Here is a 26869-nt window from a genome sequence, read left to right as displayed (position 1 = left end):
GCGGTGGGGGTGTCATTCCTCCAATCGGGAGGGCTGTCCACATAGCGGCGGTGCCCGATCCGGAGGGAACCCGCCCCGGCGATGCTTGGCCGATGACGCAGGCGATGTGGGCCCTGAACACCCGCCGGAGGCCGGTGGTCCTTGCGGGCGGTTCACAGCTGGTCAAGGACCAGGTGGCGAGGGCCTGTGCTGCCGCGGGCGTCGCGCCGATGCTCGTTCCCGTCCTCGCCGAAGCCCTCCCCCTCGATCCGCTGGTGCTCCTTGTCGGCTGCGAGCAGGCCACTGAAGGGCTGCACGGTCAGCGTGAAGTCATCATGGTGGGGGCAGCCGGGGATGAAACGAGGGCATGGGGGAGCGCGGCCGGCCTGCCGTCGTCCCGCGTCGTCATCCTGCCGCAGGGCGCAGGGTGGCTCGCGGAACACCTCGGACGGCTCCTGAACCCGGCCGCCACAGGGCCCGTGGTCGGTGTCCTCGGGACTGCCGGTGGATGTGGGGTCAGTACGTTCGCCTTCTGGTGTGCACGCCGCGCAGCGGCCGAGGGCGGATCGGCGTTGCTGGTGGACGGGAATCCCCTGGGTGGGGGTCTCGACCTCGCCCTCGGCCTCGAGGACCGGCCCGGCGCGCGATGGCATGACCTCGGGGACATCCGGGGCACGCTGAGTGCCGAGCAGCTCGCGGCGGCGCTGCCGGCGGACGGCACCTTCTTCCTGCTGTCGCATGCCGCGCCGGCCGGCGCCGTCGATGCTCCGTCCGGGGACGGCATGGGATCCGCCGGCGTCGTCCTCGAAGCTGCACGCGGTGCCTTCGACACCAGTTTCATCGATCTGGGCAGCGGTGCCGCCGTTCCGTCGCTGGCGGCTGCATGCGATCGGCTGGTCCTCCTCGTGCCGGCCAGGCCCCGCAGCGTCGCCGCAGCTGTCGGCGTCCTGCAGGCCCACAGGTCGATACCCGTGACGGTGGTGCTGCGCGGTCCGGTACTCGACGGCCTGGACGCGTGGTTCGTCGCCGAATCGATCGGACGAGCCGAGCCCCTTCCGTACCTTCCCTTCCTGCGGGGAGCGGCGCAGGCGGAAGCCGATGGCAGGATGCTCGATTTCCGTTTGCCCAAAAAGGCGCGGAAGCTCGTCGAGTCCGTGGTCGAGTCCGTGGTCGAGTCCGTGGTCGAGTCCGTGGTCGCGGGTGCCGGCGCGGGTGCCGCCGCGGGCGTCGTCGCGGGGATGGAGCGGACGGCATGAGGGGCAGCGACATGCACGGCGGGCTGACCCGGCGCCAGCTGCGTGCCGCCCTCGGCAGTGCACGACCCTCCGAGGATCCTCCGGGGTGGCCGGCCGGCGACAGGACAGGGGGCAAGGATGCCGGTGGGACATCGAGGGCATCCGGGGCATCCATGGTCGAGTCGGTGCGGAGGGCCGTCCTTGCCGGAGATGTGCCGGCGACCGGAGCGGCGTTCGCCGATGCCGTGGGATCGAGCGGGAAGCTGCTCGGGTCGGAGGGAACCCTGTCCGCCCTTGATCACGTTCGTGCCGAACTCAAGGGACTGGGGCCGCTCGAGGATCTCCTCGCGGAGGAAACCGTCACGGACATCCTCGTCAACGGGCCCGATGACGTCTGGGTCGACGGCGCGACGGGCCTGCGGCGGATCGGCCGCATGTTCGACACCGACGAGGAGGTGCGCGTGCTGGCCGTCCGCCTCGTGGCCGCCGGTGGAAGGCGCCTCGACGACGGGTGCCCCGCCGCGGATGTCCGTCTGGGAGGACTGCGGATCCACGCCGTCCTTCCGCCGATCTCGACGGCAGGGACACTCCTGTCGATCCGGATCCGGAGGCCCGGGGTGTTCACCCTTCCGGAACTCGTCGATAGCGGGACAGTCGCCCCCGTGATGGCGGAGGCCTTGACGCTGATGATGCGGCACCGCCTGAATTTCCTCATCAGTGGCGCGACAGGAACCGGGAAGACCACACTCCTCTCCACACTCCTCGGCCTGGCCGGGCACCAGGAGCGCGTGGTGCTGGTCGAGGATGCGGCAGAGCTGAACCCGTCCCATCCGCACACGGTCGGACTCCAGTCCCGGCACGGCAACCTCGAGGGGGCGGGTGTGCTCGATCTCACCGAACTCGTGCGGCAGGCGCTGAGGATGAGACCGGACCGGTTGGTGGTCGGGGAATGCCGCGGTGCGGAGGTTCGCGAGTTGCTGTCGGCGATGAACACCGGACACGACGGTGGCGGGGGAACGGTGCATGCGAATTCAGCGAACGCCGTCCCGGCCCGTCTGAGCGCGCTCGCCGCTCTTGCGGGCCTGGCGCCGGAAGCCCTCGCACTGCAGGCGGCCAGCGGCCTGGACGTGGTGGTGCATGTGGTGCGCGATGCCCGGGGCCGACGCGTCGAAAGCCTCGGGCTCTTGGAGCTGAGCCCGGGCAAGGACCTCGAGGTGACACCGGCCCTGGTCGATACCGGTGAGGGCTGCCGGCGGGCGGCGGGATGGAGCGGATTCGCGGCCAGGGTGGGCTGGACCGGGCGCGACCCGTGACAGGGACGACCGTCGCATGTCTGCTGGCGTGTGCTTCCGTCGTGCTCGCACTCCCCAGGACGGTCCGGCGGAGCAGGAGGCCGCCGTCGGGTACGGTCCTCACCGGGGCGTCCGGTGTTCGGGGAGCCGGTGTCCGGGTCGGGCGCGGGCGGACCGGATCCAGGACGGTCGACCTGCACGAGTTGCCGCTGTTCGTGCACCAACTGGCCGGGCTCCTCAGGGCGGGGCGGCCGCCCCACGTCCTGTGGGCGGACCTCGAGGTCGTCTACGCGGACCGGCACAGCGCTTTCGGCGATGCGGCCCTACCGGTGATCGCGACGGCACGCCGGGCGTCCGGCCTGGGCCTCAGCGTCCCCAATGCCCTCCGTCAGGCTGCAGCGGGCTCCAGCGACACACGCCGCAGGGCCTCGAGCAGCACCCACGTCGACCGCCTGTGGATCGACCTCGCAGGCTGCCTCGAGGTCGCGGAGCGCAGCGGGGCGCCATTGGCAGGGATCCTCGAGCACTACGCAGCCCAGCTCGACGCCCAGATCGACGGGCTCTCCGCCCGGGACACTGCGCTCGCAGGACCCCGTGCAACAGTCGTCCTCCTCGCCTGGCTGCCCGTCGTCGGTCTCGGTCTCGGCTTCGCCCTCGGCATCAACCCGTTCGAGGTGCTCGCCGGCTCAGCCCTGGGACGGCTCGCCCTCATGACAGGCGCAGTCCTGATGGTGGCGTCACGCGGATGGTCCCGGCGCCTGGTGCGGCGTGCAGGAGGTGCGCCATGATGGCCGGGCCGCTGGTCTCGCTGCTCCTGGCCGCTGCGGCCTTTACGCTCATGGTCGGATCGGGGCGGGTCAGGTCGAGGATCCCGCCACCCGTGCGTCCGGGAGGACGACGGGGAATCGGGGACGCCCCTCTCATCCTCGATCTGCTGGCTGCCGTGTTGTCCTCGGGAGCTTCGGTCGAGAAGGCACTGTTCCTCGTCGCGGCGACCTGTGAGCCCCGGATCCGCTCGTCCCTGGTGCGGGTCCACACCGCCCGGGTGCTCGGCGCTTCGTGGGACGCCGCATGGGACGCCGCATGGGATTCCCCAGAGGATTCCGCCGGCGGCGCCGCGGGGCACGACGGGCTGACCGGTGGAAGCTATCCCACTGCCCCGAAGCAGCGCGCACCGGGACCCGGCCGGAGACGTGGAGTGCTGGATCAGGATGGGGTTGTCGACGACATCCGGCAGGGCCTTCGCTTCGCCACCTCCACGGGCGCTCCGTCCGCGGCGCTCCTGCATGCCCACGCGGCCCAGCTGAGACGGCGGCACAACCGTGAGGTGGACAGGAAGGCCGCGGCATTGGGAGTGCAACTCGTCCTGCCCCTCGGCCTGTGTTCACTACCTGCCTTCATCTGCCTCGGGGTCGTGCCCGTCGTCCTGGGGCTCCTGCCCGTCTAGTCCCGCCGGCGGTTATCCACTTAGCCCTTCGGGCAACCCTCGGGGCACTCCCGCCTCGCGAGAGTTGGTCCTGCGGCGACTGCCGCTTCCAGCACGGGGGACCAGCGCCCCCGCCGGCAGAAGGAGTTCTCATGTCATCGGAAACGCACCCCAGGACGTTGAACGGATCCTCGTTCCACTCGCCCGCCGAAGCCCGGCATGACGGGTCGTCCTGCACGATCAGCGGGTCCCCGGTCGACGCGGCCAGTCCCGAACCGATCCTGGGCCGAGACGCCAGAGACGGCAGAGACGGCAGAGGCGGTTCCGCGGACCGGGAGACCGTGGGGGACCGGGCCGCCCGCCGGGCCGATGCCCGGCGGCGACGGTCGAACGCACGGATCATCCGGCACCGTCAGGATGACGTGCCCGGCGGGGAGGCAGGCATGGCGACCGCCGAGTACGCCATCGCCACACTCGCTGCAGTCGCTTTTGCGGCATTGCTCGTCGCGGTGCTGTCCAGTGGCGAGGTCAAGGGCCTCCTGATGTCCCTGATCACGTCTGCACTGAACTTCGGCTGATGGGCGCGGACCGGGGCGGGCCGAAGCGGGGACAGACGCGATGGACAACGCGCGGTCGCCCCGGTCTCCCTTCCGGCGGTCTCGGCGGGATGCCTGCCGCCTGGGACCGTGGCAGGGCGCGCCCACGCCCTGGTCAGCGCGGGTCGGTCACCGCCGAGGTCGCCGTCGTCCTTCCCTCCCTGGTCGTCCTGCTCGCGCTCCTGCTCGGTACCGCGCACGTCGGCACGGTCCAGTTGCGACTGGAGGAAGCAGCACGGGCAGGAGCACGCGAGGCCATGCGCGGTGAGAGCAGCGCGTCCGTGGAACAGACGGTGCGGCGGCTTGCGGGAAGCAACGCGACCACCTCCGTGACGTTCGGCTCCGGCTGGACCACCGTGGAGGTGAGGGCGCGGGTCGAAGGACCTGTCGTAGACCTGATCGGAATCGAGCTGACTGCGACGGCCTCGGGGAAGGAGGAGGACGATGGATAGGCGCACGATCGTGGGCGGCGTGGGGTCGCCCACCGAGTCCGAGTGCGGGGCCGGAACGCTGCTGATGGCAGGCCTCGCCATGCTTGCACTGCTGCTGATTGCCTTCGCGGCCCTCCTGCTGCAGGCCGCATCGGGTGCGTCGAAAGCGGCAACAGCAGCAGATCTGGCGGCCCTGGCCGCAGCGGACGCTGCCCGGGGACTCACGGCCGGCGACCCGTGCTCCCTTGCCGGAGCAGTTGCGGAGCACCATGGTGCAGCCGTGCAGGACTGCGTCATCGGCGAGACAGGCCCGGGAACTGCCCTGGTCCGCGTCTCCGTCAGCATTGCGGGCCTGCTTCCCGATGCGGTGGGTGCGGCGCGGGCGGGACCTCCGCCATGACGTCGAGGACAGCGCGGGCTGGACGTCCTCCATGACGCGGCGTCTGGTTCTGGCGGTCTAGGCTTTCCAGCCCGAAGCGACGGCGGATCCGGACGCGGATCCGGACACCGGTGCACTGCCGGAAGCGGAGTCCGTTCCGGAGGCGAAGCCCGTTCCGCCTGCAGCGTGTGCCGCCGAGGCGGGATCTGCTCCGGGTGCCGGCCCGGCTCCGGTCGCCGCGCCGGCGGCCTGCTTCAGGATCAGGGAGAGGACCGCGACGGCACCGCCCTTGCTGAGCGGATTGTTGCGGTTGCCGCACTTCGGGGACTGGACGCAGGAGGGGCAGCCGGACTCGCACTCGCAGGCTTCGATCGCGTCGCGGGTCGCGGACAGCCAGGTCCGTGCCGCCTCGAAACCGCGCTCGGCGAAGCCTGCGCCCCCCGGGTGGCCGTCGTACACGAAGATGGTCGGCAGCCCCGTGTCGGCGTGCAGGGCGGTGGACACCCCGCCGATGTCCCACCGGTCGCTCGACGCCACCAGGGGCAGCAGCCCGATCGCTGCATGCTCCGCCGCATGGAGTGCTCCGGGAAGCTCCTCCGCGAGGATGCCTTCCGCCTCGAGGAGTTCCGGGCTGATCTCGAACCACACGCTCTTGGTAAAGAGGTCCCGAGCCCCGAGTTCGAGCGGTTCCTCGCCCAGGACCTCGTTGGAGGAGAAGGCCTTGCGCTGGAAGGACACCACCTGGGTGGTGACCTTCACATCGCCGAAGTTGGCGAGGACACCACCCCAGAGTCGGCTGACATCGCGTCCGATGACCTCGATCTGCGTGACGTCCCGCGCCTGGGTGTAGTAGTCGGGATGGGCGCGGGAGACGACGGCGCAGTGGTCCTGCTCGTTGAGCTCCTGCACCACGTAGGTGCGCCCCTGATGGACGTACACCGCGCCCGGATGTGCCTGGTAGTGGCTCTGGGGTGAGTCCATCGTCCCGAGCAGCGCCCCGGAATCCGCCTCCACGATATTGATCGGTCCGCCCCCGTCGGCGCGCAGGTTGACCATCGCGGCGGCACTCTGCGGGTGTGTCCAGAACCATCCCGCGGGACGGCGCCGCAGGAAGCCCTGGTCGCACAGCGTGCCGAGCAGATCCTCCGAGGTGGCACCAAACAGGCCGAGGTCCCCGTCGGTGAGGGGCAGCTCGGCCGCGGCGGCGCACAGGTGCGGACCGAGGACATAGGGATTGGAGGGATCGAACACGGTCGCCTCGACGGCGAGGTCGAAGACCGCCTCGGGATGGTGCACCAGGTAGGTGTCCAGCGGGTCGTCGCTGGCGACGAAGGCCGCGATGGCGTCCTGTCCTGACCGTCCGGCACGGCCGATCTGCTGCATGAGGGAAGCTCTCGTCCCGGGCCAGCCGGCCACCAGGACGGCATCGAGGCCGGAGATGTCGATGCCGAGTTCCAGCGCCGACGTGCTGGCGACGCCCAGCAGTTCCCCACTCCGCAGCGCGGTCTCCAGCGCCCTGCGTTCCTCCGGCAGGTATCCGGACCGGTAGGCCGCGATGCGGTGCGGGAGGCTCGGATGCACATCCTCGAGCATCCTCCGGGAGGTCTGGGCAATGCTCTCTGCGCCGCGCCTCGACTTGATGAACGCGATGGTCCTCACCCGGGAGGACACGAGGTTCGCGAGCAGGTCGGACGTCTCGGCAATGACCGTCCGCCGGGTGGGAGCGCCGTTCTCGCCCTTCATGCCCGTGAGCTGCGGCTCCCAGAACGCGACCGTCGTCGAGCCGTGCGGCGAGCTGTCCTCGGCGACGGCGGACACCGGGGCGCCGATCAGCCGTCCGAAGGATGCGGCGGGCTCGGCCGACGTCGCCGATGCCCCGATGAACACGGGGTCGGCGCCGTAGCTGGCGCAGATGCGCCGCAACCGTCGGAGGAGGTTCGCGACGTGCGAACCGAACACGCCCCGGTAGCTGTGGGCTTCGTCGATGATCACGTACTTGAGCCGGCGGAAGAAGCGGGCCCACCAGGTGTGGTTGGGCAGGATGCCGTAGTGCAGCATGTCCGGGTTCGCGAGGACCAGGTTCGCATGGTCGCGAATCCAGCGGCGCGCGCCCGACTCCGTGTCGCCGTCGTACGTCTCGGCCCGAACCGTGGGCAGTTTCAGCGCGTTGATGGCGGACAGCTGGTCCGCGGCGAGGGCCTGGGTGGGCGCGAGGTAGAGGGCCACCGACCCGTTCGGTGCGAGGGTCGCGCGATTTCCGAGTTCGCTGCGATGGATCTCGTCGAGGACCGGAAGCTGGTAGCAGAGGGACTTCCCCGAGGCGGTGCCCGTCGCGATGATGGTGTGCGCTCCATCGTGGGCGGACGTGGCACCTTCCACCTGATGGCGCCACGGTTCCACCACTCCCCGCGTCCGGAACGCCTCGACCACGTCCTGGTGCGCCCACTCGGGCCAGGGGGCGTGCTCGGCCTCCCGGGCCGGGATCTCGCGGACGTGCAGCAGCTGCTCAGGGTCCGGTCCACCTCCGAGCAGCGGGATCAGGGGGTTCTGCGCAGCCACGCCGCAATTGTCCCATCGCGGATCCCGCACGCGCGGCGCAAACGGTGCTTATCCTCTGATGACGAACACGTCGGCGAGATTCTGCCACCCGAGGAATGCATAGAGGGCGCGGCCGTCCGCCGAGGCCATGAGCAGGCCGGTGGTGATGTCGTCCTCCAGGACCGCGGCGGTCAGGGCACGCATGACATAGCTGCCCAACCCCCGCCGCCGGTAGCCCTCCTCCGTGATGATGCGGTCGTAGACCGCGTACTCGCCCACCACGGAGACCGATCCCCGGGCCGCAAGCTCCCCGCCGGCATGGACCGTCACGCTGCGGCAGGCACCCTCACGGGAACGCTCGAGGGTGAAGTCGTCATCGGGCACCCGCGGGTCCTCGACGTCCTGGCCCCGCATGTCGACGCTCATCAGGGACTGCTGGCGGTCCGTGACATGCATGTGCAGCGGCTGGGCCGCGTCGATGAGCTCCTGCATCCGGTTGGTGACGACGGTCAGCACCCGTCCCGGATCCTCCTGGGTCTCGGACGCCAGCTCGAGAAACCGTTCGGTGGTGGGTTCGAAGAGGAAGTGCTCCGTCTGGTTCTGCTGGCCGGTCAGCACGACGGAGGTACTGCGTCCGTCCCGGTGCGGTTCGTAGCCCCGGCACGCGGACCATCCGTCGATCCAGGTCTGGAGGAGCTCGTCGTCTGCATGTGCGCCCATGTGCTGAACCATAGTTCCCGGGGACCGCGAATCACAGGGACTGCGGCAGCGGAGGCGGCCGTTTGAAGCCGCAAAGTAGGCTTTAAGCCGTGTCGATGAACCGTATTGCCCTTTATTACGCCTTTTCACCCTTGCCTGATCCTGAAGCAATCCGCCTGTGGCAGCGCGCCCTCTGCGAGAAGTGGGGACTGCGCGGGAGGATCCTCATCTCCAGGGACGGCATCAACGGAACGGTCGGCGGCGAGATCTCGGCCGTGAAGCAGTACGTCAAGACCACGCGCGAGTACCCGGCCTTCCGGGGCATGGAGATCAAGTGGTCCGACGGCGGCGCGGATGACTTCCCGAGGCTGAGCGTCAAGGTGCGGGACGAGATCGTCTCCTTCGGCGCCCCGGGTGAGCTGAAGGTCGACGGGAACGGCGTCGTGGGCGGCGGCACGCACCTCGCACCCGAGGAGCTGCATGCGCTGGTCGACGCCAAGCGTGCGGCAGGGGAGGAGGTCGTCTTTTTCGACGGCCGGAACGCTCTCGAGGCGCAGATCGGCCGCTTCAAGGGTGCTGTGGTCCCCGACGTGCGCACCACGCACGACTTCGTCCGCGAACTGGACTCCGGCAAGTACGACGCCCTCAAGGACAAGCCTGTCGTGACCTACTGCACGGGCGGCATCCGGTGTGAGGTGCTCTCCAGCCTCATGGTCAACCGCGGCTTCCAGGAGGTCTACCAGCTCGACGGCGGCATCGTGCGCTACGGCGAGAAGTACCGCGACGGCGGGCTCTGGGAGGGTTCGCTCTACGTCTTCGACAAGCGCATGCACCTTGAATTCAGCGACGACGCCGTGACGATCGGCAAGTGCGTGCGCTGCCAGGCACCCACGAACAAGTTCGAGAACTGCTCCAACCCGTCCTGCCGCAACCTGACCCTGTACTGCGCCGGGTGCGCGGCGGACCCCGTCACCCTGCGCTGCCCGCAGGGGTGCGAGTCCGACGAGGCCGAGGCGACGGCAGCAGGTGCTGCCTGATGCCGGTTACCGAGGGTGCCGGCCGGCAGGAGTTCGACGACGACGTCGCGTCCGCGCCGTCGAGCACGGACGTGCCCGCACTGGAGGCGCTCGCCGGGGACCTGGCTGCCCTCGACTACACCGTCGACGGCGTCGAAGCCCTTCTCGGCGCTCCCGCGTACTCCGCCCTCGGCAGGGGACAGCTGGTTCCGGCGCTCCTGGAATGCCGGCGTCTCCTCCAGGGAGGCGGGAGCGCGCAGGTCGTCCCGGTGCTGCTGTGGCTCCTCGGGGAGACCGTTCCGGAAGCGGGGCTCCAGGCCGCTTTCCCCGGCATCGGCGTACCCGGCCTCGAACGGCTGAGGCTCATCGAGAGGGTCCTACCGGAAGGCGTTGCCGGCGACCCCACCCGAGCCGGGGCCGGACACGGCGCGGAGGGCACCGCCGGACACGGCGCGGAGGGCGCCGCCGGACACGGCGCGGAGGGCGCCGCCGGCCGCGATGCAGGAGCGGCCCCGACGAGCCCCGGCTGGCGCGCCGCCGTCGAGCTGCGTCCCTACGGCTCGGACGTGGGAGGCAACCTGTGGGTGGCGAGCGACCTCGGGGCGGAACAGCGCCCCGGCCCCCTGCGACACGACCACGTGCTGGGCATCGGCGGGGCGTCGCTGACCCTTGCCCAGACCGTTCTGAGGACGCCGGTGGACCGGGCCCTGGACCTCGGAACAGGGTGCGGCATCCAGGTCTTCCACCTCCTCGCGCACGCCCGCCACGTGACCGCGACGGACATCTCCGACCGCGCCCTCGCTTTCGCCCGGTTCAACCTCCTGCTCAATGCACCGGCGCTGGACCTCGACGCCCAGCGGCTCGGGGACCGGGTGAGCCTCCGTTCGGGCAGCCTGCTCGCGCCGGTCGAGCAGGAGCACTTCGACCTGGTGGTCTCCAACCCGCCCTTCGTGATCACGCCGCGCACGGGGGAGGACGGCTATACCTATCGTGACGGGGGACTGGCAGGGGATGCCATCGTCGAGACCCTGGTCCGGGACCTGCCCGGGATCCTCGCACCGGGCGGCGCCGCGCAGCTGCTCGGTAACTGGGAGATCACCGAGGGTGCGGCCTGGGAGCGCCGTATCCGGAGCTTCGTCCCTCCCGGTGTGGATGCCTGGATCATCCAGCGCGAGCAGCTGACGCCGGTGCAGTACGCCGAGACGTGGCTGCGCGACGCCGCCGAGAACCGCGACCGCAGCGCCTATCTGGACAGCTTCGCCGCCTACCTGGCGGACTTCGCCTCACGGGACGTCGAGGCGATCGGCTTCGGTTCGGTGTGGCTCCGCAGGCCGGGCACGCCCAGCAACCTCGTCCGGGTGACGCTCGAGGAGATCACCCACGACATCGAGCAGCCTGTGGGCCCGCACCTGGCCGCCGCCGTCGCGCGCAACGACTGGCTGGCCGCCCACACCGAGCAGGCCGCCTCGGGCATCGGCATCGCCGACGAGTTCCTGCTCGTCGCCGACGACGTCACGGAGGAACGCCACCAGCGGCCCGGGGCCGAGCACCCCGGAGTCATCCTCCTACGGCAGGGAGCCGGCCTCCGGCGCACCACGCTCCTGAGCACCGAGCTCGCCGGATTCGTCTCCGCATGCGACGGCGACCTCACGGCGGGGCAGATCGCAGGCGCCCTCGCCATGCTGCTGGAGAGGCCCGACGCGGCCTTCACCTCGGCCCTGCTGGTCGACGTCGAGCAGCTCATCCGGGAGGGCTTCCTAATTCCTGCCCCCTGAAACCAGCGGTTACCCTTGTGCAGGTACGCATGACGCATACTGTCAGGTGAGGCCCAGCAGCGGGATCCGGACCAGATATCCACGTTACTGCTGCGGCATCGCACCCGCTTATATAGGAGAGAAGTGCCGACCAAGGCCACGGACAAGAAGCACGGCAAGAAGCTCGTCATCGTTGAGTCCCCCAGCAAGATCAAGAGCATCTCGGGCTATCTCGGCGAGGGTTTCCAGGTCGCCGCGTCCATGGGGCACATCCGCGACCTGCCGCAGCCCTCCGATCTCCCCGCGGAACTCAAGAAGTCCTCCGTGGGCAAGTTCGCGGTGGACCTCGACAAGGATTTCGAGCCGTACTACGTCGTGTCCCCCGAGAAGCGGAAGACCGTCGCGGAGCTCAAGGCCGCACTGAAGGACGCCGACGAGCTCTACCTCGCAACCGATGCGGACCGCGAGGGCGAGGCGATCGCCTGGCACCTGCTGCAGGTCCTCAAGCCGAAGGTCCCCGTCTACCGGCTGACGTTCGGCGAGATCACCAAGGAAGCCGTCACGCGGGCCATGGGCGAACTGCGCGACGTCGACATCCCCATGGTGGATGCCCAGGAGACCCGGCGTATCCTCGACCGGCTCTACGGTTACGAGATCTCGCCCGTCCTCTGGCGCAAGGTGGCCCGCGGCCTGTCCGCCGGCCGCGTGCAGTCCGTGGCCACCCGCCTCGTCGTCGAACGTGAACGCGAGCGCATGGCGTTCCGCGCGGCGTCGTACTGGGACCTCACGGGCACCTTCACTCCCGAGGATTCCTCGAAGGGCAGCACCTTCCCCGCGAAGCTCGTCGCCGTCGACGGCAGCCGCATCGCCTCCGGCAAGGACTTCTCCGACCGCGGTGAGCTGAAGGCGGCCAACGTGGTCCGGCTCGACGAGGACGCCGCGCGCTCCCTCGCCGTCGGACTGGAGAGCGCCGCCTTCACGGTGCGGTCCGTGGAGACCAAGCCCTACACGCGCCGTCCCGCGGCGCCGTTCACGACATCGACGCTGCAGCAGGAGGCGGCCCGCAAGCTGCGCTTCAGCTCGAAGGTCACCATGCAGGTGGCGCAGCGGCTGTACGAGAACGGTTACATCACCTACATGCGTACCGATTCGTCGGCGCTGTCGGATCAGGCCATCAATGCCGCGCGCCGCCAGGCGTCGGAGCTCTACGGCCCCGAGTACGTCCCCGGGTCTCCCCGCGTCTACAAGGGCAAGGCCAAGAACGCGCAGGAGGCGCACGAGGCCATCCGCCCCGCAGGCGACTCCTTCCGCACGCCCGCCCAGGTGGCTCAGGGCCTGCGCGGCGACGAATTCCGGCTCTACGAGCTGATCTGGAAGCGGACCGTCGCCTCGCAGATGGCGGACGCCAAGGGCTCGACGGCGTCGCTGCGCCTCGGTGCCAGGAGCGCCGACGGCCGGGATGCCGAATTCTCCGCGTCCGGTACCGTCATCACCTTCCGTGGCTTCATGGCCGCCTACGAGGAAGGCCGCGACGCGGACCGCAACGAGGACGGCGCCGACGACGATGCACAGGGTACGCGCCTGCCGAACGTCGCCCAGGGCGATGCTCTCGGCGCGACGGCGATCGAGGCTTCCGGCCACGAGACGTCGCCGCCCCCGCGCTACACCGAGGCGTCCCTGGTGAAGGTCCTCGACGAGCGCGGCATCGGTCGCCCGTCGACCTACGCCGCGACGATGTCCACCATCATGGACCGTGGCTACGTCCGGACCAGGGGCCAGGCCCTCGTGCCGAGCTGGATCGCCTTCTCCGTGGTGCGCCTGCTCGAGGAGCACTTCAACGACTACGTCGACTACGACTTCACGGCGGAGCTCGAGGAGGACCTGGACCGTATCTCCCGCGGCGAGACCGGCCGCGTGGAATGGCTCAACCACTTCTACTACGGTGACCGCAAGGACACGGGCCTGCACACGATCGTCAGCGAGCTCGGTGAGATCGACGCGCGCCGCATCAACTCGGTGGAGATCGCCGACGGCATCACGCTGCGCGTGGGCAAGTTCGGGCCGTACCTCGAGAAGCCCCTGCCACCGGACGCACCGGAGGGCACCGAGCCGCAGCGCGCCAACGTGCCCGAGGACCTCGCGCCGGACGAGCTGACCGCCGAGAAGGCGATCGAGCTGATGGAAGCCCCGACGTCGGAGGAGCGCGTTCTCGGGACCGACCCGGAGACCGGGCGGACCATCGTGGCACGCGACGGCCGCTACGGACCGTACGTGATCGAGCTGATCCCCGAGCAGACGGCCGAGGAACTGGCCAGCCAGCCGGTCGAGTACTACAAGAACGGCAAGCCCAAGCCGCCGAAGAAGCCCGCGAAGGTCAAGCCGCGCACCGGCTCGCTGTTCAAATCCATGACGGTGGACACGGTCACGCTCGAGGACGCCCTGAAGCTGATGAACCTGCCGCGCGTCCTCGGGACGGACGAGGACGGCAAGGAGATCACGGTGCAGAACGGCCGGTTCGGCCCGTACCTGAAGAAGGGCAGCGACTCCCGCTCCATCGGCTCGGAGGAGGAGATCTTCACGATCACCTTCGAGCAGGCGCAGGAGCTCTACAAGCAGCCCAAGCAGCGTGCCGGCAGGACGGTCACCCCACCGCTGGCCGAGTTCGGGGACGATCCCGTGAGCGAGAAGCCCATCGTGGTGAAGGACGGCCGCTTCGGCCCCTATATCACGGACGGCGTCACCAACATCACGGTGCCCAGCTCCATGGCGATCGAGGAACTGACACGCGAACAGGCGATCGACATGCTCGCCGACAAGCGTGCCAAGGGCCCGGCCCCGAAGAAGACCACGCGCCGGGCGCCCGCGAAGCGCAAGGTCGCGGCGGGCAAGTAGCACGGCGGGGAGACAGACGATAGCGGGGGATGAGCGGGAAGCGCGGGAACAATGCGGCTAGGTGTGCTGGACATAGGGTCGAACACGGTCCATTTGCTGCTCGTGGACGCCCACCCGGGTGGGCGGCCCGTGCCGTTCGCCTCCCACAAGAAGCCACTACAGCTCGTGGCCTATCTCGACGAGGACGGCCGGATCTCGTGGGAGGGCCAGGACGAGCTCGTGGGCTTCGTCCGTGAGGCGCGTGAGTTCGCGACCGGGCACGACGCCGAGGACTTCCTCGCGTTCTGCACCTCGGCCATCCGCGAGGCCGGCAATGGCGGCGAGGTCCTCGCGCGCGTGCGGGAGGAGACGGGCGTCGACCTCCAGGAACTGTCCGGGGACCAGGAGGCCGCGGTGACCTTCCAGGCCGTCCGCCGCTGGTACGGCTGGGGAGCCGAATCCATCCTCAACCTCGACATCGGTGGCGGGTCCTTCGAGATGGCGATGGGCACGGACGAGCTTCCCGAGGTGGCGCTGTCCGTTCCGCTCGGCGCGGGCCGCCTGACCCGCGACTGGCTTCGCGGTGACCCGCCGTCGGCGAAGAGCGTGAAGGAACTGCGCCGCTACATCCGCGCGACCCTCCGCGAAGCGGTGCCGCAGTTCGCCCACCTCGGCAGCCCCCACCTCGTGGCCGGCACCTCGAAGACCTTCCGCTCGCTGGCGCGCATGGCAGGGGCAGCCCCGTCGGCCGCCGGGCCCTTCGTGCGCCGGGAGCTGCGCCTCGAGGACCTCAAGCTGTGGACCAAGCGCCTGGCCGCGATGAGTGTCAAGGACCGCATCAACCTCGACGGCGTCTCCGAACTCCGTGCGCCGCAGGTCCTGGCGGGTGCGCTCGTCGCCGAATGCGCGCTCGAACTGTTCGACGTCCCGTCCATGGACATCTGCCCCTGGGCGCTGCGGGAAGGCCTGCTGCTGCGGCGGTTCGACGCCAAGATGTTCGAGGCCGACGAGCCGCTGCCCGGAGTCGGGGTGGGCCACGTCCAGCTCGATTCGGCACGACGCGTGTCCCTGCCCGGGGGAGCCTGAGGTGGCACAGCCCGACGGCCGCATCCCGGTCGCGCTGTCCAGCGCATCCGTCTATCCGCTCTCCGTCCACGACGCCTTCGCGCTCGCACAGGACCTCGGCTACGACGGCGTGGAGGTCATGGTCACCAACAACTCCGTGAGCCAGAACCCCGACCAGCTCAACATGCTCAGCCAGCGCTACGAGATGCCGATCCTGGCCATCCACGCACCCACGCTCCTGTTGACGCAGCAGGTGTGGGGCAAGGCCTGGACGAAGATCGAGCTCTCCGCCGCCATGGCTGCGGAGGTGGGGGCGAAGACCGTGGTGACGCACCCGCCGTTCCGGTGGCAGACGGGCTATGCCGAGGAGTTCCCGGAGGGCATCATGCGGGTCGCCCGCGAGTACGGCGTCGAGATCGCCGTCGAGAACATGTACCCGTGGAAGGTCCGTGGCCGCGAGGCGAAGGCATACCTGCCGCACTGGAACCCCGTTCCCGAGCCGTACGAGCGCATCACCTGGGACTTCTCCCATGCCGCGATCGCCGGTATGGACTCGTACGAGGAGATCCGGGCTTTGGGGAACAGGCTCGCGCACGTCCACCTGACGGACGGCACGCCGAACGGCAAGGACGAGCACCTGCTGCCGGGCCAGGGCCAGCAGCGGTGCGCCGAGGCGCTCAACCACCTCGCCGACGCGGAGTGGAACGGGGTGGTGGCCGTGGAGGTCAGCACGCGCCGGGCACGCGGTGCGGGCGAGCGCGAGGAGTGGCTCGCGGAGACGCTCCGCTTCGCGCGGATGAACCTCGGCCACTGACGGGCCGTCACCGACAGGCCGCCGCACACGGCCGGCAAAACGGGACCGGAACCACGAAGAATGGCGCCGGTGGGAACGGATATCGGGGAATCATCTGCTGCCACCGGCGCCGGACCGGATCAGGAATTCCGGTCCGTCACTCGCACCCTTATGAGGTACTTGGAACACTAGGCGCCTTCCTTGTGCCGTAACACGGAGGACGCTGGGAACAGGCTGGAAACCGCTCGTGGCAGGATGGGGCCATGACGACGGACACCACGCGGCGCATCGCCTTCCTCGGCTGCGGATCCATGAACGAGTCCATCCTGGCCGGGCTCCTGGCAGCCGGTCTCGAGCCCGCCCTGGTCACGGCTACAGTGCGACGCGCCGAGCGGGCGGAAGAACTCCGTCAACGCCACGGGATCGACGCGCAGGCGACCTCGGAGGTGGACGGCGCGAACACCGCGGCCGTACGGGACGCCGACGTCGTCATCCTGGGGGTGAAACCGGTGGGCATCGTTCCGCTTGCCCGGGAGGTCGCTCCGGCGCTGAAGCCCTCCGCCGTGGTCCTGAGCGTTGCCGCCGCCGTGTCCATCGCGATGATCGAGGCCGCCCTGCCCGCGGGGCAGCCCGTCATCCGGTCGATGCCCAACACCCCCTCACGGCTGGGCAGAGGAGTGCTGTCCATCTCCGCGGGATCCTCCGCCGGACCGGACCTCATGGCGCAGGCGCGGAACCTGCTGAGGCCGGCCGGTACCGTCGTCGAGATCCCGGAGGAGCAGGTCGACGCGCTGTCGGCCGTCAGCGGCTCCGGCCCCGCCTACGCGTTCTACCTGGCCGAGGCCATGGCCGCGGCAGGCGAGGAGCTCGGGCTGGGACCGGACCTGGCCGGGCTGATCGCCCGCGAGACGGTCGCCGGGGCGGGCTTCATGCTCGCCGAGGAGGGCGCCGACGCCTCGGCGCTGCGGCGGGCGGTGACCAGCCCGAACGGCACCACGCAGAGCGCGATCGAGACCTTCGACAAGCTCGGGCTGGCGCACATCGTCGCCGACGGCGCCCGGGCCGCCACCGCTCGCGCGGCCGAGATCACGCGCGAGCTGGCGGAGCCGGCGTCGTCCTGACCGCGCCGGGCAGCGGGCACCGACCCGGACGCACCGGCGCACCGACCCGGACGGCCCGCGGGCACTGACCCCCGGACGGCCCGCGGGCTCTGACCCGGACGGCCCGCGGGCTCTGACCGGGACGGCCCGCGGGCACTGACCCCCGGACGGCCCGCGGGCTCTGACCCGGACGGCCCGCGGGCTCTGACCCGGACGGCCCGCGGGCTCTGACCGGGACGGCCCGCGGCTAGGGCCGGCCGGCGAAGCGCTCGAGCAGGTCCACGTGGCCCGAGACGATGAGCATGTCGCGGCCGGACACCTTCGTCTCGGGCCGCGCATAGGTGAAGTCCTCGCCGGGCGACTTCACGCCGACCACCGTGACGCCGTACTTCGAGCGCACGGACGACTCGGCGAGCGTGAAGCCCTGGGTCTCCTTCGGCGGGTACATCTTCACGATCGCGAAGCCGTCGTCGAACTCGATGAAGTCGAGCATGCGCCCGCCGACGAGGTGCGCGGCCCGCTGGCCGGCGTCCGCCTCGGGATAGATGACGTGGTTGGCGCCGATGCGCTTGAGTATCTTGCCGTGCGAGGGGGTGATCGCCTTGACCCACAGGTGGTCGATGCCGAGGTCCACGAGGTTGGCGGCGATGAGCACGCTGGACTCGATCGAGGTTCCGACGCCGACCACGGCGGCGGAGAACTCCTGGGCGCCGAGCTGCCGGAGTGCGTCGATGTTCGTCGCGTCCGCCTCCACGACGTGCGTGAGGATGCCCGCGAACTTCTGGACCAGCTGCGGGTCCCGCTCGATGGCCAGGACCTCGCGGCCCTGGCGGACCAGTTGCTCGGCCGTGGCCGCGCCGAAGCGGCCGAGTCCGATCACGAGGACGGGTGCGTTGTGTGCGGGTCTTTCAGCCAATGATCGGCCTCTCGTCGGGGTAGTGGTACAGCGTGCTGCGTTGTCTCAGCGCGAGCGCCGAGGCGAGGGTGATGGTGCCCATGCGCCCCGCGAACATCAGGGCGGACAGGACGTACTTTCCCGCAGGGGGCAGTTCGGCGCTCAGGTTCGTGCTGAGGCCGACGGTCGCGAACGCGGAGATGACCTCGAAGACCACCTTGTCGAGCGGTTCGTCGGAGAGGGCGAGGATGAGGCCGCTGCCGACCAGGACGAGCGTGGCGCCCATGAAGATCACCGAGATGGCGACGCGCATCACGCTGTGCGGGATGGTGCGCCCCCAGGCGCGGACGTCGGCGTCGCCGCGCGCCTCGGCGACGATGGCGAGGAACATGACGGCGATCGTGGTGACCTTGATGCCCCCGGCGGTGGATGCGGACCCGCCGCCCGCGAACATCAGGGCGTCCGTCAGGAGCATGGTCGTCGTGTTCATGTCGTTCTGGTCCACGAGGTTGAACCCGCCGGAGCGGGTCATGACCGAGGCGAAGAGGGCGTGGATGGTCTTGTCGGTGACGCTGAGGTCGGCGATCGTGCGACTGTTCTCCCACTCAAGGAACCCCCACGCGAAAGTGCCGGCGACGAGCAGGATCAGCGAGACGGACACGGTGAGCTTCGCGTGCAGCGTCCACTTCCTGAACCGGTGGCGCACCTGGACGAGCACCATGACCACGGGGAAGCCGAGGCTGCCGAGGAAGACGCCGACCATGAGCGGGGTGAGGATCCAGAGGTCCGTCTCGTAGGGCACCAGGCCGTCGCTGTGCGGGGTGAAGCCTGCGTTGTTGAAAGCGGAGATGGAGTAGAAGACGCCGTGCCAGAGCGCCTGCCACCACGGTTCCCCCAGGATCATGAACCGGGGGATCAGGACGACGGCGAGCACGATCTCGATGACCACGGAAGTCACGATGACGATCCGCAGGAGCGTGCCGATCTCACCGAGGCGGCTGGCATTGTTGAGGGCTTCCTGCGCCAGCAGCTTCCCCCGGACCCCGAGGCGCTTGCTGACGATCAGGGCCAGCAGGGACGCGAGGGTGAGGGTGCCGAGGCCGCCGATGAAGATGCCGAGCAGGATCACCAGTTGCCCGAAGAAGGACCAGTGCGTCGCCGTGGACACGACGGTGAGGCCGGTGACGCAGACGGCGGACACCGCAGTGAAGAACGCATCGTGGAGGGGGGTGACCGTGCCGCTGCTGGTCGACATGGGCAGGCTCAGCAGCGCGGTGAAGACCAGGATGACGGCGGTGAAGATGAAGAGGGCGAGCCGGGCGGGTGAGCTGTTCGCGAAGGAGTCGACGAAGTCGCGGATCGAGGCCAGCAGCCTGAAGTACCCGTTCTGATCGTCCTTCAGCCATCGTGGCTGGATACTCACCATTGCCGCCCGCTCTGCCCCGTTCGCTGGTCGTCCCGCCGAAGCGGCATCGGAATCATCCCTTATTCTCCCTTGCAGTAGTAAAGCATCTCACCCGCACGCGTCGTCGTAATTTCCCCCATCGCGTAGCCTTGCAGGGATGTCTACGCACTCAGGGCCAGCGGTACCCCTCCAGGTCGTCTGGGACGAATCGATGCTGGCCTACGACTTCGGCGGGCAGCACCCCATGAACCCGGAGAGGCTGCACCTCACCGCCCGGCTCACCCGGAACTGCGGTCTGCTCGACCTCGGCCACGTGACGGTCGTATCACCGTTCGTGGCCTCGGACGACGACCTCGCGACGGTCCACAGCCCCGACTACATCAGCGCCGTCCGCAGAGTCAGCAGCAACCCTGACCACTCGGACGCCGAAAGGGGACTCGGCACCGAGGACAACCCCGCGTTCGCCGGCATGCACGAGGCGAGCGCCCGTCTTGCGGGCGGTTCGATGGGCGCTGCCGACGCGATCCTGCAGGGCTCCGTGGTGCGGGCGGTCAACTTCGGCGGAGGTATGCACCATGCGGCCCGGTCGCGCGCGAGCGGCTTCTGCATCTACAACGACGCCGCGGCGGCGGTCCAGCGGCTGCTCGACCGCGGCGCCCGGCGCGTCCTCTACATCGACGTCGACGCCCACCACGGCGACGGCACCCAGAGCATCTTCTGGGACGACCCCCGCGTCATGACAATCTCCCTCCACGAGACGGGCATGAGCCTCTTCCCGGGGACCGGCTTCGCCAACGAGACGGGCGGACCGGGTGCGGAAGGCAGCGCCGTGAACGTCGCGCTGCCGACGGTCGCGGGGGATTCCGCCGTTCTGCGGGCCTTCCACGCCGTCGTGCCGCAGCTCGCCGGAGCCTTCGCGCCCGATGTCATCGTCAGCCAGCACGGCTGTGACTCCCACCGGGAGGATCCCCTCACCAACCTGCGCGTCAGCGTGGACGCACAGCACGCGATGATGCTCGGCGTACGGGAGCTGGCGGACAGGCTCTGCGGCGGGCGGTGGATCGCAACCGGCGGCGGTGGCTATGCCCTGGCCAGCGTCGTGCCCCGGTCCTGGACGCTGCTCGTCGCCGTGGCTGCCGGGGCCGCAATAGTACCGGCGACCCCGGTGCCCGCGGCATGGCGGGACTACGTGCTCGAGCGGCACGGCATCGACACCCCGGCGCTCATGGGTGACGGCGCTGATCCGTGGTGGCGCTCCTGGGAGGTCGGGTACGACCCGAACGACGACCTGGACCGCACGGTGATGGCCACGCGCAAGGCAGTGTTCCCGCTCCACGGGCTGGACCCCTGGTTCGACTGATCCGCCGGGTGTCAGGATGCCGACCGGCGTATATATCGCTAGGGTGGGCGAATGGGAATCGATGATGTATTCGCTGTCATCGCCGAAGGAACGCGCAGGCAGATCCTCAAGCACCTGCTCGACGGCGACAAAGCGGTGGGGGAGCTCGTCGTCGAGCTGCAGGTGAGTCAGCCGACGGTGTCCAAGCACCTGAAAGTCCTCCGGGAGGCAGGACTGGTCAGCATGAGGGCGCAGGGCCAGAAGCGCTACTACTCGCTGGACACTGCCCCCCTCGGCCGCGTGCGGGACTGGCTTGCCGAATTCGATCCGCGCCCTGCGCAGCCCGGGGTCGCGGAACGGGCCGAAGGAAGCGCGTCGGCCGCCGCAGGAGCCGAGGCCGGGTCCGGCGCGGGACCCGATGCGCGATCGGACGCGAGATCGGACGCTGTGCCCGGGGCGGGATCGGACTCGCGATCGGACGCGGGATCGGACGCTGTGCCGGACGCGGGATTGGACGCGGGATTGGACGCGGGATTGGACGCGGGATTGGACTCGGCACCGGATGGTGTGCCCGAGGTCGTGTCCCGCGTGGTCGCCGAGGCGACGCCGGCAGAAGCGGGAGTCCTTGCCGCTGCGGTCCTGGCAGGTCGGGTGGTCCCGGCCGAGCCGGGTGCCCCGAGGCCCCAAATCGGCAGGACCATGGGCAGGGCGGCCGAGCGCGCCGCCGATCTCCTGTCGCAGCTGCGCCGTCGTCGCGATTCATGAGGCCCTCTCCGCAGGGCCGGCGCAGCGCTTCCTTTTCGTTTGGTTCCATCAGCCACTAAAGTGATTCCTTAGGCGGATCATCCTTTGCTACAAGGCGACACGCCGTGCAGTCGCTCCGGGCATCCTTCTCGATGCGGTCTCGGGGCGGGATCCAGGCCTCCATGCAAAGGAATAGTGGTGTGATGGCAGACGGGAATAACTTCTCGGATGTGCAGTTTCTGACGGTCGCGGAAGTGGCCGAGCTCATGCGCGTTTCACGGATGACGGTGTACAGGCTGGTCCACGCGGGAGACCTGCCGGCCGTCCAGTTCGGTCGGTCCTACCGGGTCCCCGAATCGGCAGTGGGGGAGTTCCTCCGCCGGGCGCAGGTCGACGTCCATACCGAGAGCGCCTGAGCGGCGGGCGGGCCGTCCGGTCCGTTCTCCAAACGGATGTACCCTGTTAAGGAGCGTTTTGGGCGGGCCTAGGCCCGCTCGACTTTTTGCACCATCGGGCAACTGCCAGCAGGCATGCGCCTTTCGTCATCACAGCGCCGGCCTCCTGGCTTCCCGCCTGGATCCGCGCTGGCTACACAACAGTTTGTGAGGACTCTATGGGTTCAGTAATCAAGAAGCGCCGCAAGCGTATGGCAAAGAAGAAGCACCGCAAGCTGCTTCGCAAGACCCGTCACCAGCGCCGCAACAAGAAGTAGTCAGGCGCCCGGCCCCGAGCCGGAGTGTGCCGACCGGCCCGGATCCCCGCCTCGCGGGGAGCCGGGCCGTCGTCGTTCCCGGGGTCCCGAGGGCATCGTCGGGGTCGTCCGGAGGGACAGGGCAGTCGTGTCAGTGGGCCCTGAAGCGTGAGAACCCGCGCCAGAGTCCGTAGATGGAGCCGGCGACGGTGGCCGCGCGCAGGCCGAATGTGGCGGCCCGCCGACCGCTGCGGAAGTCGTAGACCGGCCAGTTGTTCGCGCGGGCGTGGCGGCGGAGTCTGCTGTCCGGGTTGATGGCCACGGGATGTCCCACCACCGTCAGCAGCGGGATGTCGTTGTAGGAGTCGCTGTATCCCCAGCAGCGCGCGAGGTCGAGGTTCTCGCGCTCCGCCAGTGCCATGATGGCGGCGGCCTTTGCAGGTCCGTGCAGGAACTCGCCGACGAGCTTTCCGGTGTAGAGGCCTTCCGCGACCTCGCCCACCGTGCCGAGGGCGCCGGTCAGCCCGAGGCGGCTGGAGATGACTGCGGCAACCTCGACGGGGGTCCCGGTGACGAGCCAGACCTGCCGGTTCGAGGACAGGTGCTGCTCCGCCAGGGCGCGGGCGCCGGGCCAGATCTTCGAGGCGATCATCTCGTCGTACACCTCCTCGCCGAGGGCGAGGATGTCCTCGTGGGCGATGCCGATGGCGAAGGCGAGGGCGGCATCGCGAACCGAATTGACGTCCGTCATCGTCTCGCCCCGCATGATGAAGCGAAGCTGCTTCCACGCCAGTCCCGCGGCGAAACGGAGGGTGAAGGCCTTGCGTTGGTACATCTTGCGGGCCACGTGGAACAGGCTCGCGCCGCGCATCAGCGTGTTGTCGACATCGAAGAAGGCTGCTTCGCCCTCGACCGGCGCCGGAGGCTCTTGGGGGGGCTGCGTGCCCCGGGCGGCGTCCGGCATGATCCGAGTCTAGTTCTTCCCCTCCGTGCCTGCCCTGCGGCGCGGCAGTACGGTTGGAGGATGGAAATGCCCGCGGATCAGCCAGGTACCGGCGTCGTTCTCCTGACCCGGCCGGAGTGCCACCTCTGCGAGGACGCTCGCATCGTCGTGGGGCGGGTGACGGCGGAACTCGGCGTCCAGTGGCGGGAGCTCTCCGTGACGGACGCGCCCGCACTGGGGAAACGGTTCGCCGAGGAACTGCCCGTCCTGTTCATCGACGGTGTGCAGCGGGACTTCTGGTCCATCGACGAGACGAGGCTGCGCCGGCTGCTGTCCTAGCAGCCCACCGGTACGGCGCCGGCCTGCTTGGCTGCGACCGTTCCGTCGTCAGCGACAGTCCCGACGCCGGGCCCGGCTTGGAGGCCCCGCGTCGTCGGCATACAGTGGTTCTACTTCCGCCCCCGACGCCGGGGGATACCCGGAACTGCCGCCCTGCCACCGGGCGCGGCGGTGCTAGCAACGGAGCCGATGACAGTGACAACGCCGGAGATGCCAGGCCTTCACCCCGTGGGCGACACGGCGCGTCACATTCCGCCTGCGTCCGTGGCCCGGCTCACCATCTACCTGAGGGCGCTCAACTCCCTGCTCGCCGAGGGCATCGAACGCGTGTCGTCGGAGGAACTGGCGGATGCCGCCGGCGTCAACTCTCCGATGCTCCGGAAGGACCTCTCCTACCTCGGGTCCTACGGCACGCGCGGGGTCGGGTACGACGTGCAGTACCTGAACCGACAGATCTCGATCGCCCTCGGGCTCACACTGGACTGGCGCGTGGCCATCCTCGGCGCAGGCAACCTCGGCCGCGCGCTCGCCGGTTATTCCGGTTTCGTCTCACGCGGCTTCGAGATCGTCGCGATCTTCGATGCGGACCAGCTCGTCGTCGGCTCCGAAGTGGGGTATCTCCGCGTCAGCGCCGTGGACGACCTCGAGACCGTGCTGGAGCGCACCCGGACCAACATGGCGGTCCTCGCCGTGCCGGCGTCCGTAGCGCAGGAGCTGTGCGACCGGCTCGTCGCCGCGGGGATCTCGAGCATCCTCAGCTTCGCGCCGGTGGTGCTGCAGGTTCCGCCGCACGTTCAGCTGCGCAAGGTGGACATGTCCACGGAACTGCAGATCCTGGCGTACCACGCGCAAAGGGCGCAGGAGCCGGACCTCGGACCGATCTCCCGCGCCCAATAGGCTGCGTCCAGTAGTCCCGATCTCCCGCGCCCAGTAGGCCGCTCCTCGCGGGGCTGCGGTCAGTAGCCGAGCCGTCGCGGCGCGAAGTATGGCCGCGAGGGCCTGAGATAGGTCAGGACGACGCCAGCGACTCCGAGGAGCATGACGATGACGCCCAGTACGAGCGACAGCCCCGACGGCGCCGCCAGCGGCTGGTCGCTCAGCTCGGCGGCCCGGCCGAGCAGCGGCATGAGGAGGAAGGTGCTGAGGACGGACAGCACGTTCAGGGCGGCGAGCACCGTCGCGGTGATGCGGGCCCAGTTGTGGCCCTTCCTGATGAAGACCGCCAGCACCACGTACACGGCGGCGAAGAGCGCCGCGAACGCGATGCCCAGCCCGACGCCGAGTGACGCGCCGGCGATGTCGGGTACCTCGGTGGTCAGCGCCGAGATGATCGACGCCACGAGCGAGAGGACGCCGGCGGCCACGATCAGGTAGTAGGCCCTCACGACCTCCGCCGGAGCGGGTCCCTTCTCCGCAGGCCGCAGGCCTGCACCTCCGCCGGGGTAGGCATAGGGCTGTGCTGCCTGGTAGCCGTACGGGCCGGTCTGTCCGGTCTGTCCCGGTTGGCTGTACTGTCCGGTCTGGCCCGGTTGGCCGTACTGGCCGCCGTTCTGCTGCCAGGTGCCCTGCTGCCCGTACGGCGACGTGCCGCCCGTCGATCCCGGAGGAATCCGGAACTGCTTGTCGTCCTGGCCCGAAGGCGGGTTGTCCTGCGTGCTCATCACGGCCCCGTCGTGTGGTCTGTCGTCCGACACAGGCGCCCGTATGGCGGCGCCTCGCGCGGATGCGGTCCTCGTCAGCCTAGTTCGTCGACCCGGGCGGGAACAGGGTCTTGACGCCGACGGCCGGCGTCGTCCAGTGGACGACGCCGGCCGGGAGCCGCGGTGCCTTTCGGCAGGGGAGCCGGGCGGGGGATCAGACAGTTGCGACGGCGGCAGCCACGAAGGCGGCTTCGATGGTGATGGTCACCTTGTCGCCGACGAGGACGCCGCCGGCTTCGAGGGCTGCGTTCCAGGTCAGGCCGAAGTCCTTGCGGGAGATGCTGGTGGAGGCGGAGACGCCGGCGCGGGTGGCACCGAAGGGGTCGACCGCGACGCCGTTGAACTCGGCGTCGAGGACGACGGGCCGGGTGATGCCGCGGATGGTGAGGTCGCCGTGGATCTTGTAGGTCTCGCCCGAGCCCTCGTGGGAGGTCGAGACGAAGGTCATCTCGGGGAATTCCTCGACGTCGAAGAAGTCGGCGCCCTTGACGTGCGCGTCGCGGTTCTCGTCGCCGGAGGTGAAGGACGCGGTCCTGATGGTCGCCGTGATGCGCGAGTCCTCGAGGGAGGAGCCGACCGTGAGGGACGCGTCGACATCCTTGAACGAGCCGCGGACCTTGCTGATGCCCGCGTGACGGACGCTGAAGCCGACTTCGCTGTGAGCGGGGTCGAAGGACCAGGTGCCGGTGGTGAGGCCTGAGGGGACAGTCATTGTGAACTCCTGAGAGGAAGGGGGTGGCGCATGCTTACGAGATACAAAAGCATGCGTATGCATCTTTTATTCCAGAGATCGGTAAAACCTTCAAGTAAAGCGATGGCGAGGGCCTGTCGGAACGATTTCCCGATTGGCCGTCGTGCGGGACCATGCGGGAAACTGGAAGCATGCAGAGATCAACCGTCCACCTGGTGCGCCACGGTGAGGTCCACAACCCCGAAGGCGTCCTTTACGGGAGGCTCCCCGAGTTCCACCTCTCGGAACTCGGTCGCCAGATGGCCGAGCAGGTGGCCGGCTACTTCGAGCAGCAGCGGGACGAGGGTGCCAACATCGTCCACCTCGTGGCTTCTCCGCTCACCCGGGCGCAGGAGACGGCGCAGCCCCTTGCCGATGCCCTGGGCCTCGACATCACGACCGACGAGCGCATCATCGAGGCGGAGAACGGCTTCGAGGGCATGTCGAAGATCAAGAGTCGGCTCCGCCAGCCGCGCTACTGGCCGCTCCTCGTCAACCCGTTCAGGCCGTCCTGGGGTGAGCCCTATCACCTGCAGGTGGAGCGCGTCATGGCGGGGGTGCAGGATGCCCGACGCCGTGCCGTCGAGCTCGCAGGGCAGGAGACTGCGGGTCGTCCGGCCGAGGCCATCCTGGTCAGTCACCAGCTGCCGATCTGGGTGACGAGGCTGGCTGCCGAGCACCGCCGCCTGTGGCACGACCCGCGCCAGCGCGAGTGCACCCTCACGTCGGTCACGTCCCTCGACTTCGAGGGTGACGCCATCCGCCGGGTGCGCTATGCGGAACCCTGCGCCGATCTGCTGCCCGGTGCCGCGAATGTCCCCGGCGCGTAATAGAATTACTACACGCCGTAGAAATCATCGGAAGAAGCCGTGACCTCAACTGCCCGTTCTCCCAAGCGCCGTCTCCTGC

At 69.4% G+C, this 26869-nt stretch carries 27 protein-coding genes; 20 read left to right on the top strand and 7 right to left on the bottom strand.

All coding sequences use genetic code 11. The features are described from left to right. Positions 1–92: 92 nt before the first annotated feature. The 7 genes from ssd (at position 93) to ACX80H_RS06735 (ending at position 5359) form a co-directional block, all read left to right on the top strand. Entirely contained in the window at positions 93–1235 is a 1143-nt protein-coding gene (ssd, locus tag ACX80H_RS06765; protein ID WP_459311976.1) for a septum site-determining protein Ssd, read from the top strand. Beyond that, positions 1232–2527 (top strand): TadA family conjugal transfer-associated ATPase, encoded by a 1296-nt coding sequence (locus tag ACX80H_RS06760; protein WP_459311974.1) that lies wholly within the window; start codon positions 1232–1234, stop codon positions 2525–2527. Before ssd ends, ACX80H_RS06760 begins: the two co-directional genes overlap by 4 nt. Then, positions 2524–3294, top strand: coding sequence for a type II secretion system F family protein (locus ACX80H_RS06755; protein WP_459311973.1), 771 nt, complete (start codon positions 2524–2526; stop codon positions 3292–3294). Before ACX80H_RS06760 ends, ACX80H_RS06755 begins: the two co-directional genes overlap by 4 nt. Further along, entirely contained in the window at positions 3291–3953 is a 663-nt protein-coding gene (locus ACX80H_RS06750) for a hypothetical protein (protein ID WP_459311971.1), read from the top strand. Before ACX80H_RS06755 ends, ACX80H_RS06750 begins: the two co-directional genes overlap by 4 nt. Before the next feature lie 131 nt (positions 3954–4084). Then, positions 4085–4510, top strand: coding sequence for a DUF4244 domain-containing protein (locus ACX80H_RS06745; protein WP_459311970.1), 426 nt, complete (start codon positions 4085–4087; stop codon positions 4508–4510). Between the two features lie 89 nt (positions 4511–4599). After that, complete coding sequence (locus ACX80H_RS06740) at positions 4600–4980, top strand: TadE family type IV pilus minor pilin (RefSeq protein ID WP_459311968.1); 381 nt, start codon at positions 4600–4602, stop codon at positions 4978–4980. Further along, positions 4973–5359 (top strand): Rv3654c family TadE-like protein, encoded by a 387-nt coding sequence (locus ACX80H_RS06735; protein ID WP_459311966.1) that lies wholly within the window; start codon positions 4973–4975, stop codon positions 5357–5359. The genes ACX80H_RS06740 and ACX80H_RS06735 overlap by 8 nt, the downstream gene beginning before the upstream one ends. A gap of 57 nt (positions 5360–5416) precedes the next feature. Here ACX80H_RS06735 and sftH read toward each other — a convergent pair whose 3' ends face one another. Both sftH and ACX80H_RS06725 read right to left on the bottom strand, forming a co-directional pair. Then, the gene (gene sftH, locus ACX80H_RS06730; protein WP_459311965.1) at positions 5417–7897 is read right to left on the bottom strand and encodes a DNA 3'-5' helicase SftH; all 2481 of its coding nucleotides are present in this window, start codon (positions 7895–7897) and stop codon (positions 5417–5419) included. Between the two features lie 48 nt (positions 7898–7945). Beyond that, the gene (locus tag ACX80H_RS06725; protein ID WP_459311963.1) at positions 7946–8596 is read right to left on the bottom strand and encodes a GNAT family N-acetyltransferase; all 651 of its coding nucleotides are present in this window, start codon (positions 8594–8596) and stop codon (positions 7946–7948) included. 89 nt (positions 8597–8685) lie between these two features. Between ACX80H_RS06725 and trhO the strand changes: the two genes are divergently transcribed. The 6 genes from trhO to proC all read left to right on the top strand — a co-directional run bounded on the left by trhO (position 8686) and on the right by proC (position 17195). Next, complete coding sequence (trhO, locus tag ACX80H_RS06720) at positions 8686–9612, top strand: oxygen-dependent tRNA uridine(34) hydroxylase TrhO (RefSeq protein ID WP_459311961.1); 927 nt, start codon at positions 8686–8688, stop codon at positions 9610–9612. Next, positions 9612–11366 (top strand): DUF7059 domain-containing protein, encoded by a 1755-nt coding sequence (locus ACX80H_RS06715; RefSeq protein WP_459311960.1) that lies wholly within the window; start codon positions 9612–9614, stop codon positions 11364–11366. Before trhO ends, ACX80H_RS06715 begins: the two co-directional genes overlap by 1 nt. Positions 11367–11489: 123 nt before the next feature. Next, a complete protein-coding gene (topA, locus tag ACX80H_RS06710; protein ID WP_459311958.1) occupies positions 11490–14237 on the top strand; it encodes a type I DNA topoisomerase in 2748 nt (915 codons plus the stop codon). 51 nt (positions 14238–14288) lie between these two features. Further along, positions 14289–15302 carry a Ppx/GppA phosphatase family protein gene (locus ACX80H_RS06705; protein WP_459311956.1) on the top strand — a complete coding sequence of 338 codons (1014 nt, stop codon included), beginning with the start codon at positions 14289–14291 and terminating at the stop codon, positions 15300–15302. 1 nt (position 15303) lies between these two features. After that, entirely contained in the window at positions 15304–16095 is a 792-nt protein-coding gene (locus ACX80H_RS06700; protein WP_459311954.1) for a sugar phosphate isomerase/epimerase family protein, read from the top strand. A gap of 242 nt (positions 16096–16337) precedes the next feature. Further along, positions 16338–17195, top strand: coding sequence for a pyrroline-5-carboxylate reductase (gene proC / locus ACX80H_RS06695; protein ID WP_459311952.1), 858 nt, complete (start codon positions 16338–16340; stop codon positions 17193–17195). A gap of 226 nt (positions 17196–17421) precedes the next feature. Here the strand turns inward: proC and ACX80H_RS06690 are convergent, their stop codons facing one another. Continuing rightward, entirely contained in the window at positions 17422–18090 is a 669-nt protein-coding gene (locus ACX80H_RS06690) for a potassium channel family protein (RefSeq protein ID WP_087074562.1), read from the bottom strand. Next, positions 18083–19495, bottom strand: a complete 1413-nt coding sequence (locus tag ACX80H_RS06685; RefSeq protein WP_459311951.1) for a TrkH family potassium uptake protein — start codon at positions 19493–19495, stop codon at positions 18083–18085. The genes ACX80H_RS06690 and ACX80H_RS06685 overlap by 8 nt, the downstream gene beginning before the upstream one ends. 136 nt (positions 19496–19631) lie before the next feature. Between ACX80H_RS06685 and ACX80H_RS06680 the strand changes: the two genes are divergently transcribed. From ACX80H_RS06680 to ACX80H_RS06665, 4 genes are all read left to right on the top strand, one after another. After that, positions 19632–20834 (top strand): acetoin utilization protein AcuC, encoded by a 1203-nt coding sequence (locus ACX80H_RS06680; RefSeq protein WP_459311950.1) that lies wholly within the window; start codon positions 19632–19634, stop codon positions 20832–20834. 51 nt (positions 20835–20885) lie between these two features. Beyond that, positions 20886–21578 (top strand): ArsR/SmtB family transcription factor, encoded by a 693-nt coding sequence (locus tag ACX80H_RS06675; protein ID WP_459311948.1) that lies wholly within the window; start codon positions 20886–20888, stop codon positions 21576–21578. 182 nt (positions 21579–21760) lie between these two features. Then, complete coding sequence (locus ACX80H_RS06670; RefSeq protein ID WP_459311946.1) at positions 21761–21973, top strand: helix-turn-helix domain-containing protein; 213 nt, start codon at positions 21761–21763, stop codon at positions 21971–21973. 197 nt (positions 21974–22170) lie between these two features. Beyond that, positions 22171–22269, top strand: coding sequence for a 30S ribosomal protein bS22 (locus ACX80H_RS06665; RefSeq protein WP_003792170.1), 99 nt, complete (start codon positions 22171–22173; stop codon positions 22267–22269). A 130-nt stretch (positions 22270–22399) separates the two neighbouring features. Here the strand turns inward: ACX80H_RS06665 and ACX80H_RS06660 are convergent, their stop codons facing one another. Then, positions 22400–23212: an HAD family hydrolase gene (locus ACX80H_RS06660; RefSeq protein ID WP_459311944.1), complete on the bottom strand. Its 813-nt coding sequence runs from the start codon at positions 23210–23212 to the stop codon at positions 22400–22402. Positions 23213–23272: 60 nt separating this feature from the next. Between ACX80H_RS06660 and ACX80H_RS06655 the strand changes: the two genes are divergently transcribed. Together ACX80H_RS06655 and ACX80H_RS06650 are read left to right on the top strand one after the other, a co-directional pair. Continuing rightward, the gene (locus ACX80H_RS06655) at positions 23273–23530 is read left to right on the top strand and encodes a glutaredoxin family protein (protein WP_459311942.1); all 258 of its coding nucleotides are present in this window, start codon (positions 23273–23275) and stop codon (positions 23528–23530) included. Between the two features lie 189 nt (positions 23531–23719). After that, positions 23720–24427: a redox-sensing transcriptional repressor Rex gene (locus ACX80H_RS06650; protein ID WP_301225769.1), complete on the top strand. Its 708-nt coding sequence runs from the start codon at positions 23720–23722 to the stop codon at positions 24425–24427. 59 nt (positions 24428–24486) lie between these two features. Here the strand turns inward: ACX80H_RS06650 and ACX80H_RS06645 are convergent, their stop codons facing one another. After that, on the bottom strand, positions 24487–25194 hold the full coding sequence (locus ACX80H_RS06645; RefSeq protein WP_459311941.1) for a hypothetical protein: 708 nt from the start codon (positions 25192–25194) through the stop codon (positions 24487–24489). 190 nt (positions 25195–25384) lie between these two features. Further along, complete coding sequence (locus tag ACX80H_RS06640; RefSeq protein WP_459311939.1) at positions 25385–25942, bottom strand: YceI family protein; 558 nt, start codon at positions 25940–25942, stop codon at positions 25385–25387. A 170-nt stretch (positions 25943–26112) separates the two neighbouring features. Here ACX80H_RS06640 and ACX80H_RS06635 point away from each other — a divergent pair, with 170 nt between their 5' ends. Next, positions 26113–26790 carry a histidine phosphatase family protein gene (locus tag ACX80H_RS06635; RefSeq protein WP_459311937.1) on the top strand — a complete coding sequence of 226 codons (678 nt, stop codon included), beginning with the start codon at positions 26113–26115 and terminating at the stop codon, positions 26788–26790. Positions 26791–26869: the final 79 nt, after the last annotated feature.

The organism is Arthrobacter pasteuri (assembly GCF_054510955.1).
This window is presented reverse-complemented; position numbering and strand designations above follow the sequence as displayed.

What these genes read in the sequence shown, in the direction of transcription:
- ssd (WP_459311976.1), top strand. Translation starts at nt 93, where the DNA reads ATGACGCAGGCGATGTGGGCCCTGAACACCCGCCGGAGGCCGGTGGTC.
- ACX80H_RS06760 (WP_459311974.1), top strand. Translation starts at nt 1,232, where the DNA reads ATGAGGGGCAGCGACATGCACGGCGGGCTGACCCGGCGCCAGCTGCGT.
- ACX80H_RS06750 (WP_459311971.1), top strand. Translation starts at nt 3,291, where the DNA reads ATGATGGCCGGGCCGCTGGTCTCGCTGCTCCTGGCCGCTGCGGCCTTT.
- ACX80H_RS06745 (WP_459311970.1), top strand. Translation starts at nt 4,085, where the DNA reads ATGTCATCGGAAACGCACCCCAGGACGTTGAACGGATCCTCGTTCCAC.
- ACX80H_RS06740 (WP_459311968.1), top strand. Translation starts at nt 4,600, where the DNA reads ATGCCTGCCGCCTGGGACCGTGGCAGGGCGCGCCCACGCCCTGGTCAG.
- ACX80H_RS06735 (WP_459311966.1), top strand. Translation starts at nt 4,973, where the DNA reads ATGGATAGGCGCACGATCGTGGGCGGCGTGGGGTCGCCCACCGAGTCC.
- ACX80H_RS06725 (WP_459311963.1), bottom strand. Translation starts at nt 8,596, where the DNA reads ATGGGCGCACATGCAGACGACGAGCTCCTCCAGACCTGGATCGACGGA.
- ACX80H_RS06715 (WP_459311960.1), top strand. Translation starts at nt 9,612, where the DNA reads ATGCCGGTTACCGAGGGTGCCGGCCGGCAGGAGTTCGACGACGACGTC.
- ACX80H_RS06705 (WP_459311956.1), top strand. Translation starts at nt 14,289, where the DNA reads ATGCGGCTAGGTGTGCTGGACATAGGGTCGAACACGGTCCATTTGCTG.
- proC (WP_459311952.1), top strand. Translation starts at nt 16,338, where the DNA reads ATGACGACGGACACCACGCGGCGCATCGCCTTCCTCGGCTGCGGATCC.
- ACX80H_RS06685 (WP_459311951.1), bottom strand. Translation starts at nt 19,495, where the DNA reads ATGGTGAGTATCCAGCCACGATGGCTGAAGGACGATCAGAACGGGTAC.
- ACX80H_RS06680 (WP_459311950.1), top strand. Translation starts at nt 19,632, where the DNA reads ATGTCTACGCACTCAGGGCCAGCGGTACCCCTCCAGGTCGTCTGGGAC.
- ACX80H_RS06675 (WP_459311948.1), top strand. Translation starts at nt 20,886, where the DNA reads ATGGGAATCGATGATGTATTCGCTGTCATCGCCGAAGGAACGCGCAGG.
- ACX80H_RS06670 (WP_459311946.1), top strand. Translation starts at nt 21,761, where the DNA reads ATGGCAGACGGGAATAACTTCTCGGATGTGCAGTTTCTGACGGTCGCG.
- ACX80H_RS06665 (WP_003792170.1), top strand. Translation starts at nt 22,171, where the DNA reads ATGGGTTCAGTAATCAAGAAGCGCCGCAAGCGTATGGCAAAGAAGAAG.
- ACX80H_RS06660 (WP_459311944.1), bottom strand. Translation starts at nt 23,212, where the DNA reads ATGCCGGACGCCGCCCGGGGCACGCAGCCCCCCCAAGAGCCTCCGGCG.
- ACX80H_RS06655 (WP_459311942.1), top strand. Translation starts at nt 23,273, where the DNA reads ATGGAAATGCCCGCGGATCAGCCAGGTACCGGCGTCGTTCTCCTGACC.
- ACX80H_RS06650 (WP_301225769.1), top strand. Translation starts at nt 23,720, where the DNA reads ATGACAGTGACAACGCCGGAGATGCCAGGCCTTCACCCCGTGGGCGAC.
- ACX80H_RS06640 (WP_459311939.1), bottom strand. Translation starts at nt 25,942, where the DNA reads ATGACTGTCCCCTCAGGCCTCACCACCGGCACCTGGTCCTTCGACCCC.
- ACX80H_RS06635 (WP_459311937.1), top strand. Translation starts at nt 26,113, where the DNA reads ATGCAGAGATCAACCGTCCACCTGGTGCGCCACGGTGAGGTCCACAAC.